Source organism: Pseudoalteromonas issachenkonii, from assembly GCF_002310795.1.
GTDB lineage: Bacteria > Pseudomonadota > Gammaproteobacteria > Enterobacterales > Alteromonadaceae > Pseudoalteromonas > Pseudoalteromonas tetraodonis.
The window spans coordinates 866,222-881,054 of the sequence record NZ_CP011030.1 but is presented as its reverse complement, the minus strand read 5'-3'; the positions used below and the strand labels follow the sequence as shown (position 1 = coordinate 881,054).

Here is a 14,833-nt window from a genome sequence, read left to right as displayed (position 1 = left end):
GTGAAAATTACCGATACTAGCGTCAAACGCCCCGTTTTTGCGATTGTTATTAACTTACTGTTACTCACATTTGGCTTAGTTGCTTTTAGCATGTTGCCTTTGCGAGAGTATCCAGATATTGAAACACCGATTGTAAATATTAGTACTGAATATACCGGTGCATCTGCCGAAATTATTGAAACAAAAATAACGCAAGTTATTGAAAATCGTATTTCGGGCATTGAAGGTATTAAAAGTATTAACTCATCGAGTCGTAATGGCCGCTCAAACATTACCATTGAGTTTAATATTACCCGTGACATAGACGATGCCTCCAACGATGTGCGTGAACGTGTAGCGCGTGCACTAGATAGCCTACCCGAACAAGTGCGTCCTCCTGAAGTATCAAAATCAAATAGTGACGAAAGCCCTATCGCGTGGTTTGTACTTAACAGCGAAACCATGGATTCATTGCAACTTTCTGATTATGCACAGCGTTTTATTGTAGATCGATTAGCCGTTGTTGATGGCGTATCGAATGTGCGCATTGGGGGGGAGCGAAAGTATGCCATGAAAGTATGGCTTAACCGCCAAGCGATGGCCGCCCGTGGTATTACCTCCAGTGATATTGAGCAAACACTGCGTAGTGAAAATGTAGAACTTCCGGCCGGTGAAATTGAATCAGTTGATCGTGATTTTACCGTTCGCACTGCCCGCAGCTATAAAAACCAACGTGATTTTCAAAACCTAGTTATTAAACGAGGTGAAGATGGTTATTTAGTGCGTCTAGGCGAAGTGGCTGACGTAAAACTAGAAGCCGCCGATGATGAAAGTTTATTCCGAGGTAATGGCCGTAATATGATTGGTATGGGTATTGTTAAACAAGCCAAAGCCAATACCCTAACTGTGGTTGATAACGCCCGCAGTGAACTGGAAAAAATAAAACGTAATTTACCTGAAGGCACCACCATAGAAGACAGTTATGATTCTTCGGTATTTATTAAAGAGTCAATTAATGAGGTTTATAAAACTTTAGCAATTTCTATGGGGTTAGTCGTGCTTATTATCTTTATATTTTTAGGTAACATTCGCGCCACTCTTATTCCCACGGTCACAGTACCGGTCGCCCTAGTCAGTAGTTTCATGTTTTTATTAGCAATGGGTTATTCAATTAACTTATTAACTCTACTAGCACTGGTGTTAGCAATAGGCTTAGTGGTCGATGATGCCATTGTAATGCTAGAGAATATTCACCGCCGTATTGAACTTGGTGAACCGCCTTTATTGGCAGCTTATCGCGGCGCACGTGAGGTAGGCTTTGCAATTATAGCCACCACCTTAGTGCTTATATCCGTGTTTGTACCATTAGTGTTTATGGAAGGACGAATTGGCGCACTATTTACAGAGTTTGCTATGGCAGTAAGTGCTGCCGTGTTTTTCTCTAGTATCACTGCGTTGACACTCTCTCCGGCGCTGTGTTCAAAAGTGTTAAAGGCCTCTGAAAAAGAAAGTAAGTTTAGCCAAGTTATGGACCGTTTTTTTACTAAATTAGAAAATGGATACCGTAACGCTTTAGCGTCAAACATGACCCGTAAATGGGGCTTAATGCTGAGCTTAGTTTTGGCTGGGTTTGTTAGTTATTCATTATTTTTACAAATACCCTCTGAACTTACCCCTAAAGAAGACCGTGGCACTTTCTTTGTGCTTATGAATGGCCCTGAAGGGGCAAGTTATGAAAATAACGCAGCTAATATGGCAAAAATTGAAGAGCGCTTGATGCCTTATTCTGAATCTGGCGAACTAAGTCGAGTGCTTGTTCGAGTCCCAGGTTGGGGTGGCAGTGGCGGCGTGGCTATTGTTGGCATGGCTGACTGGGATAAGCGCAAACGCTCAACATGGGAAGTCATGGATGAAATAAGCGGCAAAATGCAAGAGGTCACCGACGTTCGTGCATTTGCTATTATGCGCCGTGGTATTGGCGGAGGTGGTTCATCTCGCCCTATTGAATTTGTTTTGCAAGGTAATGATTATGCTCAACTTGCCGATTGGCGAGATAGAATTATTAAACGCGCTGAGAAAAACCCTGGATTAGTGCGTATTGATCATGATTATAAAGAAACCTTCCCTCAGTTTTTAGTCAGTATTGATAAAAATAAAGCCGCTGATTTAGGCGTATCAGTCTCTGATGTGGGTCGTACACTTGAAACCATGCTTGGCCAACGCCGTGTAACCACCTTTATTGACCGCGGTGAAGAATACGATGTAATTTTAAAGGGCACAAAACAAGACTTTGCCAACCCGACTGATATTTCAAATATTTACCTAAAATCACGTAGCGGAGAACTTGTTCCTCTTGATAGCCTTATTAGCTTAAAAGAAGAAGCCACCGCCTCGCGTTTAAACCGTTATAACCGAATGCGTGCAATTACTTTAAGTGCCAACCTCGCTGATGGTTACACGCTAGAACAAGCACTAAACTTTTTAAACAAGGTTGCCGCAGAGGAAAACGACATTGATGGTGCCATTGACTATAAAGGTGAGTCGCAATTGTTTTATGAAGGTGCCTCAGCCATGACCTATGTGTTTGTGCTGGCATTAACCGTGACCTTTTTAGTACTGGCAGCTCAGTTTGAAAGTTTTATGCATCCATTTGTTATTATGTTAACTGTGCCACTTGGTTTAATGGGTGCCATGTTTGGGCTGTGGAGTATGGGGTTAACGCTTAATATATACAGCCAAATAGGTATTGTTATGCTCATAGGGTTAAGTGCTAAAAACGGTATACTGATTGTTGAATTTACCAACCAGTTACGTGATAAAGGCGTAGAGTTTAGTGAGGCTATTTTACAAGCGGCTACACAGCGTTTGCGCCCTATTATTATGACTTCCCTAACAACGGTTATGAGTGCCGTACCTTTGGTGTTGGCTTCCGGTCCAGGCTCGGAAAGTAGAATGGTAATTGGTGTGGTAGTATTTACCGGCGTAACGGTGGCAACCATACTAACTCTGTTTGTGGTGCCAGCCGCTTATTACACACTAGCGCGAAACACACAATCACCTGAGTTTTTACAACAAAAACTTGATAAGCAAGCCGCTGAAAAACCGCTTAAAGAGATCTAAGTCACTCAGAGCGTCGTAACTAGCTGTTACGGCGCTTTATTCAGTGCACATATCCCTAACAATTGAGGAAGTACTTATGAGTTCGACCACAGAAGTAGCAACACTCGGCGGCGGCTGTTTTTGGTGTATTGATGCAGCATTTAGGCGTGTAAAAGGTGTACTCAGTGTTTGCTCTGGTTATACTGGTGGACATACTGATAACCCAACATACAAAACTATTTGCACTGGCAACAGTGGCCATGCAGAGGTAATTAAGGTTGAATTTGATGCCAGAGTTATCAGCTTTGAAACCTTACTCGCGATGTTTTTTACCCTACACGATGCCACACAACTAAATCGCCAAGGTAACGATATAGGCACTCAATACCGCAGCGTTGTGTATTATCATAATGAGCAACAACAAGTACAAACACAGGCAGTTATTGCAGAGCTGCAAAGTCATGTTAGCGAACCTATAGTGACTGAGGTGAGCCCAGCAACCACTTTTTACCCCGCAGAGCACTACCATCAGGACTATTACAATGAAAATCCTGAGCAGGGCTATTGCAGTATTTTAATTGCACCCAAATTACATAAGTTTGAAACCGAATTTAGCGAGTTTTTAAACGGGTAATATATTAAAAAGCCCGATTTAAATCGGGCTTTTGTATATTAATAAACACTATATTAGCGATTAAAACTGATAATTTGCCCCTACAAAGAAAGTTCTTCCTGCGCTGTTATAACCTAATAGCTTACCACTGGCAGCAAAGCCCGTCGCAGCAGTAAAATATTCTTTATCAGTAATATTCTCTATTCGAGCAGCTAACGACAAATTATCTAGCAATTGGTAATTGGCTGCTATATTAAATACCGTATAAGCAGCGAGCTCCGAGTCATAATACGCAATCGAAGGACGCGATGAGCGATATTGCATATCCAAGCTGGCATCAAAATCACCCCATGTTTTAGCGAGTTGATAATTAAACGATTCAGAAGGTCTACGTGGTAAATCGGTATTCGTTTTTTCATCTGTAGCGTCTAAAAAGCTAAAATTAACCGAGTGTTCAAAGCCTAGCGCTGAAAACTCTGCCGACAGCTCAAATCCCTGCATAGATACTTTATCTATGTTAGTGGCAATATATTTACCTGAGTCTGCATCATAATTATTACTAATCAAATTATTGATACGGTTATCGAAAATAGCAATATCATAACGGCCCCATTGGGTTTCTAAAGTTATACCAAGCTCATTATTTAAGGCTTCTTCAGGTTTAATATTATTGTTTGGTAAATAGTACGGGCTGTTAGTCACAAACGCATTAATTAACGAAGGAGCTCTAAATGCAGTACCGTGATTTAAACGTAGTGTTACATAGTTATTTGCTTTGTAACCAAGTCCTGTACTGTAAGTGTTTGCACGGCCATGGAAGTCATAATCATCGGTTCTAACAACCGCATTTGCTAACCATTTGTTATGGCTATAAAACGCGCCTATAAACAACGCCTTATTATCGCGTTTTTCTTCTGATGACGTTGCTGACGAGTTTGATAAATCCTCAGATAAATAATTAAAGCCACCCGATAGTTCAAGTTCTTCAGTAAGGGTATAAAGCCCTCGATATTCAAACTCAACACGCTCTGTGCTATACACTTGCTGCACATCGGTACCTGTTTGGGTATTTTCTTCTTGCGAAACGCTCACCGAAGTACTTTGGCTATATACATCAGAGGCTTTGTTCCAGCCTAGCTTAGCGGTGTAATTTTCAAAGTCGTAGGCATCGTTACCCCATGCATTATCATATTGTGCTTCACCTTCACTATACTGAGATTGCAGGCTCAATTGGCCTAGCTCAGCAAGTTCATAAGCTAAATTAAAGCCAATGTTTTTATTTTTGTAGCCATCATCATCATGATCTTTTGTGTACTCAGCCGCTGGATCTTTGCCAGTTACATCAAAACCATCCGTCTCTTCGTAGCCTAAATTATAATTAAAGCTAAGCGCCTCTTTTACAAGCCCACCAGCAAGCTGATAATTACTGTAGCTATGGCTGCCTAAAGTAGCCGAAAGCGAGTTATTTGAGGCTTTACGGGTGATAATATTAATTACTCCGGCTACCGCATCGGAGCCATAAATAGCAGCTCTTGCCCCTTTAATAAGCTCAACACGCTCGATACTGTTAACTGGAATATTCGTCAGCGATACACTACCTGAACTTGCATCGCTCACTCTTACGCCATCAACCAATACTAAGGTATATTTAGCGCTGGCCCCGCGAACAAATATATCTGCCTTTTGACCTAACCCACCATTACGAACAATATCTATCCCAGCTATGGTATTTAATATTGCTGGTAAATCTCGGTAATTCGCTTTTTCAATATCAGCGCGCTCGATAACTGCAACACTTGCTAATACATCATTTATAGGTTGTTCAAATTTATTCGCAGTAACGGTTATTTTTTCAATGGTTTGTTCTGCAGCAGATACAGAAATAGAGAGTGCAGCCGAAATGGCCACACCCAATGCAGTTTTATTTAACATCATGTCCCCTATCTCTGCCCACCGCAAAGATGTTAGTAAGTAAGATTAAATCAAGGCCGGTCTCCGGACTCAGTTACCATAATTTAATACAGCATAACTTTACCGTTGCGGGGGCAGTGTTGGGATTGACTTCATCAATGAAAACGCACCAACTTCCCGATTATCCTACTAAAAAAATCACACCATTGAAGTGTTTAGCAAGCACCTTGAAAATAGGCTGCTATTGTTATCTGTTTACTAAAAAAAGTCAACGGACGTCTAAACATCTAAAAACCCAAAGATTCAAGGTTCTGGATACGGGGTTCGGGGTTCGGGGTTCGGGGTTCTGGGTTCGGGGTTCGGGGTTCGGGGTTCGGGGTTCGGGGTTCGGGGTTCGGGTTCGGGGTTCATCATAGATTTAAAAATAAAAAAGCCAAACAATATAACGTGTTTGGCTAAATACATGTTGCTTTGAGCTCAGCACCTATAGTGCCGAGCTCGAGGCAATAAATTAATCGCGGAAGTTTTTAAACTGAAATGGTTGACCTAAATCAGCAGTGCGTACAACTTGCATAGCCGCTTGTAAGTCATCACGCTTTTTACCTGTTACGCGAACTTCTTCACCTTGAATGGCCGCTTGTACTTTTACTTTAGAGTCTTTGATGGCTTTTACTACTTTTTTAGCCATGTCTTTTTCGATACCCTGTTTAAGTGCAACGTTACGAAAAACATTTTTGCCCGCACGAGAAATATCTTGTAGCTCTAAGCTTGCAACATCCATCCCACGTTTAGAGATTTTACTCGCTAAAATATCAAATAACTGCATTACCTGAGCATCTGCTTCAGCTTTTAATTTAATTGTTTTATCGTTTAGCTCTATTGATGCATCAACGCCTCTAAAATCAAATCGCGTTTCTAGTTCACGGTTGGCGTTATCAACCGCATTTTTTGCTTCGTTCATTTCTACTTCAGATACAATATCAAATGAAGGCATAGCGTTCTCCTAACTATCTAATCTTAATTTTATGCCGCAATTATAACGTTAAAATGATAAATCTTTACATTTTTCTGCATTTTGTTCAGGTGCGATACTAAATTAGTTTGATATACTGAGGCTTCTTTTTTATACGATTTTAGGAATTTTCGTGACAAGGCGTGTTTACCAAGCAATTTTTTTAATTAGTATTGTTGCGTTTACCTTCTTATTTGCTAAAGAGGTAAAGGGCGCGGCAAACTTATTTCCGCATGTTGATAAAGTAGCGCATTTTGGTATCTTCTTTTTACTTGCCATTATTATGGATAAAGCGTTTAAACTCCCATTATATGCACAAATACTATTACTCGCTGGTTACGGTGCAGCAATAGAAATTATGCAAGATAGCCTTCCTTACAGACAAGCATCACTGGCCGATTTTGTTGCCGATTTTATTGGTGCAGCGAGCTACTTTTTAGCTAAAGCCCTGTTAACACTGCGTAAAAAGAAGCATTATGGCTAACATACTTGTTGTAGGTGATGGCGCTATTGGCTTGTTATTTAGCCATTTTTTAGCCAAACATCACGCTATATATATACTTACTCGAAAAGGCACAGTTAATACTCGCTTTTACAGCCACAGTAACGCTGCGTCTGAAAAAATTAACGCCACTTTTATCTCACAAGAGCAGTTATCTCAAACTCCTGAATTTGATATTGTTTTATTCACGGTAAAAGCGTTTGCAGTGCAACAAGCCTATGCTCAAGTAAAACCTTATCTAGGCAATAATACCCATATTATACTGAGTCATAATGGCATGGGTAATGTTGAACAATTAAATGAACAGCTAACAAAGCAGCAGTCGTTGTACTTTTTAACCACCAGCATGGCTGGATTTAAGTCAAACCCTAATATTGTGCAACATACCGGAAACGGGCAAAGTGTATTAGGGGGCTGTAATCAACTAGCTATTCAAAATATTCAACAGCTTAGTGCGCAATTACACACTATTCCGCAGTTAATTGTCAGTAACAATATTGAACAACTACGGTTTGAAAAGCTACTGGTTAATATTGCAATAAATCCATTAACCGCTCACCACAATATAAAAAATGGTCAGTTACGTGCACCGCAATACAGTAGTGCAATTATTAATTTATTAGCTGAGGCATGCCACATTGCAACCGCGCTAAAACTCAATATTAAGCTTATAGATGCCCTAGAGCGGGCTTACAAAGTAATGAGTTTAACTGCCGAAAATTACTCTTCGATGCATCAAGATGTAATGCACAATAGACAAACAGAGATCATGGCGATTTGTGGCTATATAAGTGAGCAAGGAAAACTGCACCATATTGCAACACCTTATAATGACGCCTTACTTACTGAAATTTTGGCAAAAAAAAGCGCGGACTAAATCCGCGCATCTAATATATTAAGCCATTAAGGACGATATACTCTAACAGTGGTAAAGCCTTCTTCGTGAAGAATAAGCGCTTGTAATTGGCTCATTACTCCTTTTTGGCAATATAAGTAATAATCTTTGCCTTTAGGTAAATCGCCAAACTTTGTTGCTAAGCGGAAAAACGGTAAGTGGATAACTTCAATACCTTCAATTTCCAGCGGCGCCGCATCTTCTTCTTCAGGCGAGCGAATATCAACAACAACCGCTCCTTCAGGTAACTCTGTAACTGATTCTGCCTCTTTAAGCTCTTGCTTAGCCTCAACATCAATATCGCGCACATCCATAACACGGGCGTTATCAATAACGGTATCTAACACATCAAAGTCAAACTTTTCTTCTTCTGCTTTAATTACTTCAATTTTGGCTTTAACTGTCGGCTTTTTAGAGATCACACCGCAGTATTCAGGCATCGTCTCTGCCATTTCTGCAGTGCCTATTTGGCGCGCTATATTGATGATTTCTTGCTTATCATGTTGGATAAGTGGGCGTAAAATCAGCGTTTCGGTTACGCGGTCAATCACACTTAAGTTAGCTAAGGTTTGACTAGACACCTGACCTATACTTTCACCCGTAACCAATGCTTGAATATTTAGTTTTTCAGCGACGGCACTACCCGCTCGCATCATCATACGTTTAAGGACAACGCCCATTTGGCTGTTCTCAACGTTTTCTAAGATTTCAGCAACCACTGGCTCAAAATCAACAGTAATAAACTTAACTTTGTGAGTAGAGCTGTATTGTTTCCATAGATAGTAACTCGCTTGTTTAACCCCAATTTCATGAGCAGCGCCACCTAAATTAAAGAATAAAAAGTGCGTGCGAGCACCTTTACGGATCATTTGATAACTGGCAACGCCAGAATCAAACCCACCAGACATAAGCGATAATACATCGTCTTGTGTTGGCAGTGGAAAGCCCGCCATTCCTAAATGCGTTTGCGTTACTATGTAGGCTTTTTCGTCTTTAATTTCTAAACGAATCGTTACTTCTGGGCGACTTAGCTTTACTCGAGCCCCTTCAACATGTTGATTAAGCCCGCCACCAACGTAACGCTCTAGCTCAGTTGAAGTAAAATCATGTTGACCTATGCGCTTAGCGCGGACACAAAAGGTTTTACCAATAATAGTGTGACCAACTAGCTCAATAGTTTTTTGATAAATGTCATCAATCGTTTTAAAGTCTGTTTCAGTCACTTCAATAAACTGCACGATGCCAGGTATACGTTGTAAGCTGTCGATAAAATCAAGGCGAGTTTGAGCATCGTCAAGTTTTGTTACAACTGAAATGTTATCCCAGTTATTACGTACCTGTACTTTTTCGTCAACACGACGCAATACAATTTTAATGTTATTTTCTAACACTTTAGTAAAGCGTTTACGGACTGAACGGCTTTTAATGGCTATTTCAGGGTGAAGTTTGACGATAAATTTAAGCATAGTTTAACTCTTAGACTGCGGGAATTCGCGCACCCAGGTATTGGGCGCGGCGGATTATAGCAAAAAATTTAGCGCCTAGGAACTAACCAACTTAACGGGCTTAAGGATTCTGGGGAGCAGCATTTGCTAAAAGTGCGTACTTGTCTCTTAACTGATTAATTTTATTTGCGCTTTTTTCGGTGCTGTAGGCTTTAAATAAAGTCAGTACTTTTACAATACCAGGGTAAATATCTTGCTCAACCAGCACACCACTGAGTCTTCTTGCTTTCATATAGGGTGTCCAAAAGCTGACCGTTAATTTTAACGTATGAGCAAGTTCGATAGCATCTTGTTCATCAATGGCAATAATTTCACTGTCGCGTAAAGCCAAAATGATGTTACGCACCTGCTCAAGTAACTCTTGCTGAAAATCAATGTAACCCTGTTTTAAATGACTATCGCGAGCGAGAATATCGCCAAGGTTGTCGTAAAAAAAATGATAGCGCCACATCAATTCAAATAGCGAATCTAAATAAGGACCTAAGTGTTCAAAAGCATCGTCGCCTTGATCGACCGGCTTAAAATGAGTACTTAAATGGTCACGATAAAGTGCAAATATATGGCGAATAATGTCTTCTTTATTTTTAAAGTGGTAGTACAGATTACCCGGACTCATACCTAAACTCGATGCGATATGATTAGTAGATATTGCTCTTTCACCATGTTCATTAAACAATGAAATACTGGTTTGAATTATTTTATCCTTGGTATTCATATACTCATTACTCAATTTTCGAAAATACGATGCTGCATTAAAATAATCCGCCTAGTATAAACAAATCATTGCATTTGTAACACTGCGCAGCTGCAGTTATATACAATTTACTCACAAGGCTGCTTTGCACACTAAACACTGCTACACTACGGCTAAAAATAATAACACAGTAAATATTATGAAAGTGACCGCAATCTACCCAGGCACATTTGACCCTCTTACCAACGGCCACACTGATTTAATTCAGCGTGCGGCTAAAATGTTCGATACCGTTATTGTGGCTATTGCTCATAACCCAAGTAAAAAACCGTGTTTTACTTTAGAAGAACGCGTTGATTTAGCAAATGAGATTTTAAGCCATTTAGATAATGTAAAAGTCATTGGCTTTTCAGGGCTACTCGCCGATTTAGCCCGTGACCATAATGCTAATGTATTGATCAGAGGCATAAGAGCGGTTTCTGATTTTGATTACGAGTTTCAGCTCGCGAATATGAACCGCCGTTTAAACCCTGATTTAGAAAGCGTATTTTTAACGCCCGCCGAGCGCAATACCTTTATATCATCAACACTAGTAAAAGAAGTAGCACGCCATAACGGGGATGTGAGTGAGTTTGTTGACACCATAGTAATGAAAGCCCTGCAGTCAAGGCTGGGTAAAACCAAGCACTAAACACAACACCTAGCGTATCATTACATTGCGCTAGGTAGCTTCGCTCTTGCTGGAAACAGAACGTTCTTAAGCCTCACTAAACCCAAAAAATCTTTATTGATAAATAGTGCCAATGCCATTATAAAATCAAAGAGAATAACGCCAAACCCATATGCAGCCCAAAACCACCAATAGTCACTGTTTGCTTTAACTTGAACATCATAATGCATTCCTAAAAATAAACAGGTATTAACACCCAACCCCAGCATTAAGTAATAAAAAGCAATAGGCGTGTTTTGCAACGTGATTTTTCGCCATAAAAAAAGTATCAAAATAGTTGTGAGATCAAATATGAAATAATCTTTATAAGTAGAAGTTTCGAGGCTTAAAAATGCACTTAGAAAATAAGAAATCATCATTATTAATGAAATATGCAGTAAGCTTTTATCTTGTTTATTAATGCTCGAAGAAAGGTTAAATAGAAAAGCGATTAAAAATAACCACAATATAAAATTACCTAAATTCTCGCCAACTTTAACAAGTAGCCATAATAAATCTGTCATTATGGGCTTTTAAACTCAGCGCGTAATCTAAATAAACGACCTTTAAGTTTCATTAGCCCTAAAAAGTCTTTATTGATAAAAATAGCAATAATCATTAGTAAATCAACAACATTAACCCCCATAGAGTACAGGCTCCACAACCACCAAGGATCTGAGTTCCAGTTTATATAAAGATCTATGTAAATAGCATACGTTAAACAAGCATTAATCAATAAGCCACTAACAATATAGTTTTTAGCCACATCGCTTTCAAAGCTTGACGCTTTTGTTATTATAAAAATAATACAAACTGTAGCGAAATCAAAAAAAATCCAGTTAAGGTAAACGTTTTTGAAAACTAAAAGGAAGTCACCAATAAGGTAAGAAAAGAACATTATTGAAGCTAAATAGACCAGTAATTTATTAGCTGTATTTATACTCGATACAAATGTGTACAACAAAGCCATTAAAAAGCCCCATTGTATAAATGCATCAATATAATCTGCTAAAAATAAGTCTACATAATACATTTATTGGATTTGGTTAAGCTCAGACGTTTTGAATAATGAAATGAGTTTATTTTTAAGGGTGTGTAAGCCAAGAAAATCACGGTCTACTATTAAAGCTATGATCATTATAAGATCTATAGAATTGACAGTATAAATGTATAAGTCCCAAAGAATCCAATGATCCTGATTGTTATTAATATACATGTCTATATACATCAATAAAAAGAATATTGAATTAATCGTTAAACCTATAATTAAATATAAGAAAGATGGGGTTGTTTTCTTTATGATAAAAAAAACACTCAGCAAAGCTGTAATTGTCATGATGTCATATATAGCCCAGTCTAAATAAATTTTTACCTTTATTGATAACCAAGTAAAAAAATAATCAGATATCGTATAAGACACCATCATTATAAATGAGCTGAGTAATAAAGTTGTTTTTCTTTTGACATCTAAAGTATAAACAAAAATGTTGAAAAAGAACGCCATCAGAAATCCCCACATAATGAATGCTGATAACGAAAAAAAACCAAAAAACTCAGTTAATAACATCTACTACCTTATTTATTTAGGTCTTACTGGAGGGATCATGCCACCACCACGTTGAAGATCTGCGCCGCTTGCGGCAGCCATCGCCTCTTGAGAGATACTTACTGTATCAGATTGTAGGGTTTTAGGGCTAGCAGTTTGTTCCATTGCAGGCTTTAATTGTTGCGTTTTATTGTATGCTTGCATTTGTACTTGGCTATTAGCTGAAATTTGCATGTGATTAATCCTTTTGAGTATTAAATTTTTATTATTGGCGTAAATTTAAATCACACCACCTGGAGCAGTTACTAAATAACTTCTGTAACGTATTGCCTTCGTTGATTAATTGACTTAACAACACACTACAGAACTATAAATGCAACCGATATGCCAACTTTAAATTCATAGCATGTTAATTTAAAAATTATTTTATTTTACTCAAAAAAAAAACGCATCGGGGTCACCGTGCGTTTTTTATCCTAGGGATTGCTCAAGCCACGTTTTTACAGGGGATCTCCATGCTATTACTTGGCTTTAACATATATTCCATTGCGACTTCATCACAGTTTTCTTTACGTAAACATAACTCACAATCTTTCATGACTTTTTCAGGTAGGCTCTCTTTATTACAGAAACTAAACCGCTGATTTTCGAAAAAGTCAGGTACACGAGTCAGAACGATGACACGATTGAGTGCCAATTTTTTGGCTTTTACTAATAAATGTTCTACTAGCTCTCGCCCTTGGCCTGTTACTGCGCTTTTAGGGTCAATACCTAATGAGCGTATTTCAGCTAATCCAGTGTCGTAAATGTATAATGAAGCACAACCTGATACCTGACCGTTTATCTCGGTTACAGCAAACTCATTAATTGAGTGCACCATGTCACTTTTAGCGCGCGGTAAGTTTTCGCCGACTGTTGCCCAGTGTTGTACGAGTTTAGCGATTGCTTCCACGTCATCTAGGTTTGCATCACGAACTGTTATTTGCTGTTTTTTTTTCGCGTCTTTCACCGCTTTACTTACTTGTTCTAATGAGGTTCCGCCAAGTGCTTGACGTGCTTTAATACAGGCATCAATTTCAAGTACGGGGTACACATCATCTTCAAACACTGGGTTTACTGATTTATACTGCTCAAGTGAAAGCTTCTCTAACGTTTTACCTTCACTAATAGCTAATTGCACCAACACCCCAACAATATGATGCCCTTCTCTAAACGGTACACCTTTGGCTACCAAATAATCAGCAAGCTCGGTTGCATTTGCGTGGCCACCTTTTGCCGCTGCTAAGGTTTTGTCTGCTTTAACTGTTACACCCTTAATACACGCTTGCGCCATATGAATACAAGCAAGCCACGTTGGCATAGCGTCAAAAATGCCTTCTTTATCTTCTTGCATGTCTTTATTGTAGGCAAGCGGCAGTGCTTTTAGAGTCATCATCATTGCACTAAACGCACCAAATACCCGCCCTGTTTTACCACGAATTAGCTCTAATGCATCTGGATTCTTTTTCTGCGGCATCAAAGATGAGCCCGATGTAACATTATCAGCCAGTTCAATAAACCCAGCTTCTCCTGAGTTATAAAAAATCAAGTCTTCAGACATGCGCGATAAGTGGATCATAGAGATAGACGCACAGCTTAATAGCTCAACCACAAAATCACGATCAGATACACCATCAAGGCTATTTTTAGTCGCGCCTGTAAACCCTAACCCTTGTGCAAGTGCATGACGGTCAATCGGATAGGCAGTTCCCGCAAGAGCGCCACTGCCGAGTGGACAATAGTTCATTCGTGCTTGGGCATCTTGCAACCGGCTTTCATCACGCTCTAACATTTCTACATAAGCCATACACCAGTGACTAAATAACACCGGCTGTGCACGCTGTAAGTGCGTATACCCTGGCAATATTGTGCCAAGCTCACGTTCAGCCAAGCTAATAAATTCAGCTTTTAGTTGTGCAATTGCTTTTAAGATATGATCGGCAGTATCGCGACACCATAATCTAAAGTCGGTAGCAACTTGGTCGTTACGGCTTCGGCCTGTGTGTAATTTTTTAGCTAAATCACCCACTTTTTCAATTAGCGCGGCTTCAACATGCGAGTGAATATCCTCAGCACCTGAGGTGGCAACAGCGTGTGGATCTGCTTTTACCTCTTCAAGTAATTCATATAATGCCGATACCAGCTTTTGGTGTTCGTCATTAGATAACACGTTCACTTGTTCAAGTGCGCCAGCCCATGCAACAGAGCCAATAATATCTTGCTCTGCTAATTGATAATCGAAGGGAAGTGAATCGTTAAATTGTTTAAACGCTTCATCTGGACCCGTAGAAAAACGCCCGCCCCATAATGCCATGAAATCTCTCCAAAC

13 protein-coding genes and 1 riboswitch are annotated in these 14,833 nt (G+C 39.5%); of the genes, 5 read left to right on the top strand and 8 right to left on the bottom strand.

The genetic code is table 11. From position 1 onward, the window contains the following. Together PISS_RS04050 and msrA are read left to right on the top strand one after the other, a co-directional pair. Window positions 1-3,099, top strand: a complete 3,099-nt coding sequence (locus tag PISS_RS04050; RefSeq protein WP_016899351.1) for an efflux RND transporter permease subunit — start codon at window positions 1-3, stop codon at window positions 3,097-3,099. Window positions 3,100-3,175: 76 nt separating this feature from the next. Next, a complete protein-coding gene (msrA, locus tag PISS_RS04045; protein ID WP_058154287.1) occupies window positions 3,176-3,712 on the top strand; it encodes a peptide-methionine (S)-S-oxide reductase MsrA in 537 nt (178 codons plus the stop codon). Window positions 3,713-3,772: 60 nt separating this feature from the next. Here msrA and PISS_RS04040 read toward each other — a convergent pair whose 3' ends face one another. Next, on the bottom strand, window positions 3,773-5,623 hold the full coding sequence (locus tag PISS_RS04040) for a TonB-dependent receptor domain-containing protein (protein WP_016899349.1): 1,851 nt from the start codon (window positions 5,621-5,623) through the stop codon (window positions 3,773-3,775). A 37-nt stretch (window positions 5,624-5,660) separates the two neighbouring features. Next, window positions 5,661-5,826: riboswitch (cobalamin riboswitch) on the bottom strand. A 287-nt stretch (window positions 5,827-6,113) separates the two neighbouring features. Beyond that, window positions 6,114-6,596 carry a YajQ family cyclic di-GMP-binding protein gene (locus tag PISS_RS04035; protein WP_013464315.1) on the bottom strand — a complete coding sequence of 161 codons (483 nt, stop codon included), beginning with the start codon at window positions 6,594-6,596 and terminating at the stop codon, window positions 6,114-6,116. 151 nt (window positions 6,597-6,747) lie between these two features. Here PISS_RS04035 and PISS_RS04030 point away from each other — a divergent pair, with 151 nt between their 5' ends. Continuing rightward, window positions 6,748-7,098 carry a VanZ family protein gene (locus PISS_RS04030; RefSeq protein WP_008466003.1) on the top strand — a complete coding sequence of 117 codons (351 nt, stop codon included), beginning with the start codon at window positions 6,748-6,750 and terminating at the stop codon, window positions 7,096-7,098. Beyond that, window positions 7,091-7,993 (top strand): ketopantoate reductase family protein, encoded by a 903-nt coding sequence (locus tag PISS_RS04025; protein ID WP_058154285.1) that lies wholly within the window; start codon window positions 7,091-7,093, stop codon window positions 7,991-7,993. The genes PISS_RS04030 and PISS_RS04025 overlap by 8 nt, the downstream gene beginning before the upstream one ends. 26 nt (window positions 7,994-8,019) lie before the next feature. Here PISS_RS04025 and thiI read toward each other — a convergent pair whose 3' ends face one another. Next, window positions 8,020-9,477: a tRNA uracil 4-sulfurtransferase ThiI gene (thiI, locus tag PISS_RS04020; protein WP_016900261.1), complete on the bottom strand. Its 1,458-nt coding sequence runs from the start codon at window positions 9,475-9,477 to the stop codon at window positions 8,020-8,022. Between the two features lie 100 nt (window positions 9,478-9,577). Then, window positions 9,578-10,231 carry a TetR/AcrR family transcriptional regulator gene (locus tag PISS_RS04015; RefSeq protein ID WP_013464311.1) on the bottom strand — a complete coding sequence of 218 codons (654 nt, stop codon included), beginning with the start codon at window positions 10,229-10,231 and terminating at the stop codon, window positions 9,578-9,580. A 178-nt stretch (window positions 10,232-10,409) separates the two neighbouring features. Between PISS_RS04015 and coaD the strand changes: the two genes are divergently transcribed. Next, window positions 10,410-10,901, top strand: coding sequence for a pantetheine-phosphate adenylyltransferase (gene coaD, locus PISS_RS04010; protein ID WP_024601870.1), 492 nt, complete (start codon window positions 10,410-10,412; stop codon window positions 10,899-10,901). A 20-nt stretch (window positions 10,902-10,921) separates the two neighbouring features. Here coaD and PISS_RS04005 read toward each other — a convergent pair whose 3' ends face one another. The 4 genes from PISS_RS04005 to argH all read right to left on the bottom strand — a co-directional run bounded on the left by PISS_RS04005 (window position 10,922) and on the right by argH (window position 14,818). Continuing rightward, window positions 10,922-11,443, bottom strand: a complete 522-nt coding sequence (locus PISS_RS04005) for a hypothetical protein (RefSeq protein WP_058154284.1) — start codon at window positions 11,441-11,443, stop codon at window positions 10,922-10,924. Next, window positions 11,443-11,685, bottom strand: a complete 243-nt coding sequence (locus PISS_RS19010; protein WP_232311335.1) for a hypothetical protein — start codon at window positions 11,683-11,685, stop codon at window positions 11,443-11,445. Before PISS_RS19010 ends, PISS_RS04005 begins: the two co-directional genes overlap by 1 nt. 813 nt (window positions 11,686-12,498) lie before the next feature. Then, a complete protein-coding gene (locus PISS_RS03990) occupies window positions 12,499-12,699 on the bottom strand; it encodes a hypothetical protein (RefSeq protein ID WP_058154281.1) in 201 nt (66 codons plus the stop codon). A 253-nt stretch (window positions 12,700-12,952) separates the two neighbouring features. Next, a complete protein-coding gene (gene argH / locus PISS_RS03985; protein ID WP_058154280.1) occupies window positions 12,953-14,818 on the bottom strand; it encodes an argininosuccinate lyase in 1,866 nt (621 codons plus the stop codon). Window positions 14,819-14,833 lie beyond the last annotated feature (15 nt).

Coding starts and splice junctions, on each gene's coding strand:
- PISS_RS03990 (WP_058154281.1), bottom strand. CDS start 12,699: ATGCAAATTTCAGCTAATAGCCAAGTACAAATGCAAGCATACAATAAA.
- coaD (WP_024601870.1), top strand. CDS start 10,410: ATGAAAGTGACCGCAATCTACCCAGGCACATTTGACCCTCTTACCAAC.
- PISS_RS04015 (WP_013464311.1), bottom strand. CDS start 10,231: ATGAATACCAAGGATAAAATAATTCAAACCAGTATTTCATTGTTTAAT.
- msrA (WP_058154287.1), top strand. CDS start 3,176: ATGAGTTCGACCACAGAAGTAGCAACACTCGGCGGCGGCTGTTTTTGG.
- argH (WP_058154280.1), bottom strand. CDS start 14,818: ATGGCATTATGGGGCGGGCGTTTTTCTACGGGTCCAGATGAAGCGTTT.
- PISS_RS04005 (WP_058154284.1), bottom strand. CDS start 11,443: ATGACAGATTTATTATGGCTACTTGTTAAAGTTGGCGAGAATTTAGGT.
- PISS_RS04040 (WP_016899349.1), bottom strand. CDS start 5,623: ATGTTAAATAAAACTGCATTGGGTGTGGCCATTTCGGCTGCACTCTCT.
- PISS_RS04035 (WP_013464315.1), bottom strand. CDS start 6,596: ATGCCTTCATTTGATATTGTATCTGAAGTAGAAATGAACGAAGCAAAA.
- PISS_RS04025 (WP_058154285.1), top strand. CDS start 7,091: ATGGCTAACATACTTGTTGTAGGTGATGGCGCTATTGGCTTGTTATTT.
- thiI (WP_016900261.1), bottom strand. CDS start 9,477: ATGCTTAAATTTATCGTCAAACTTCACCCTGAAATAGCCATTAAAAGC.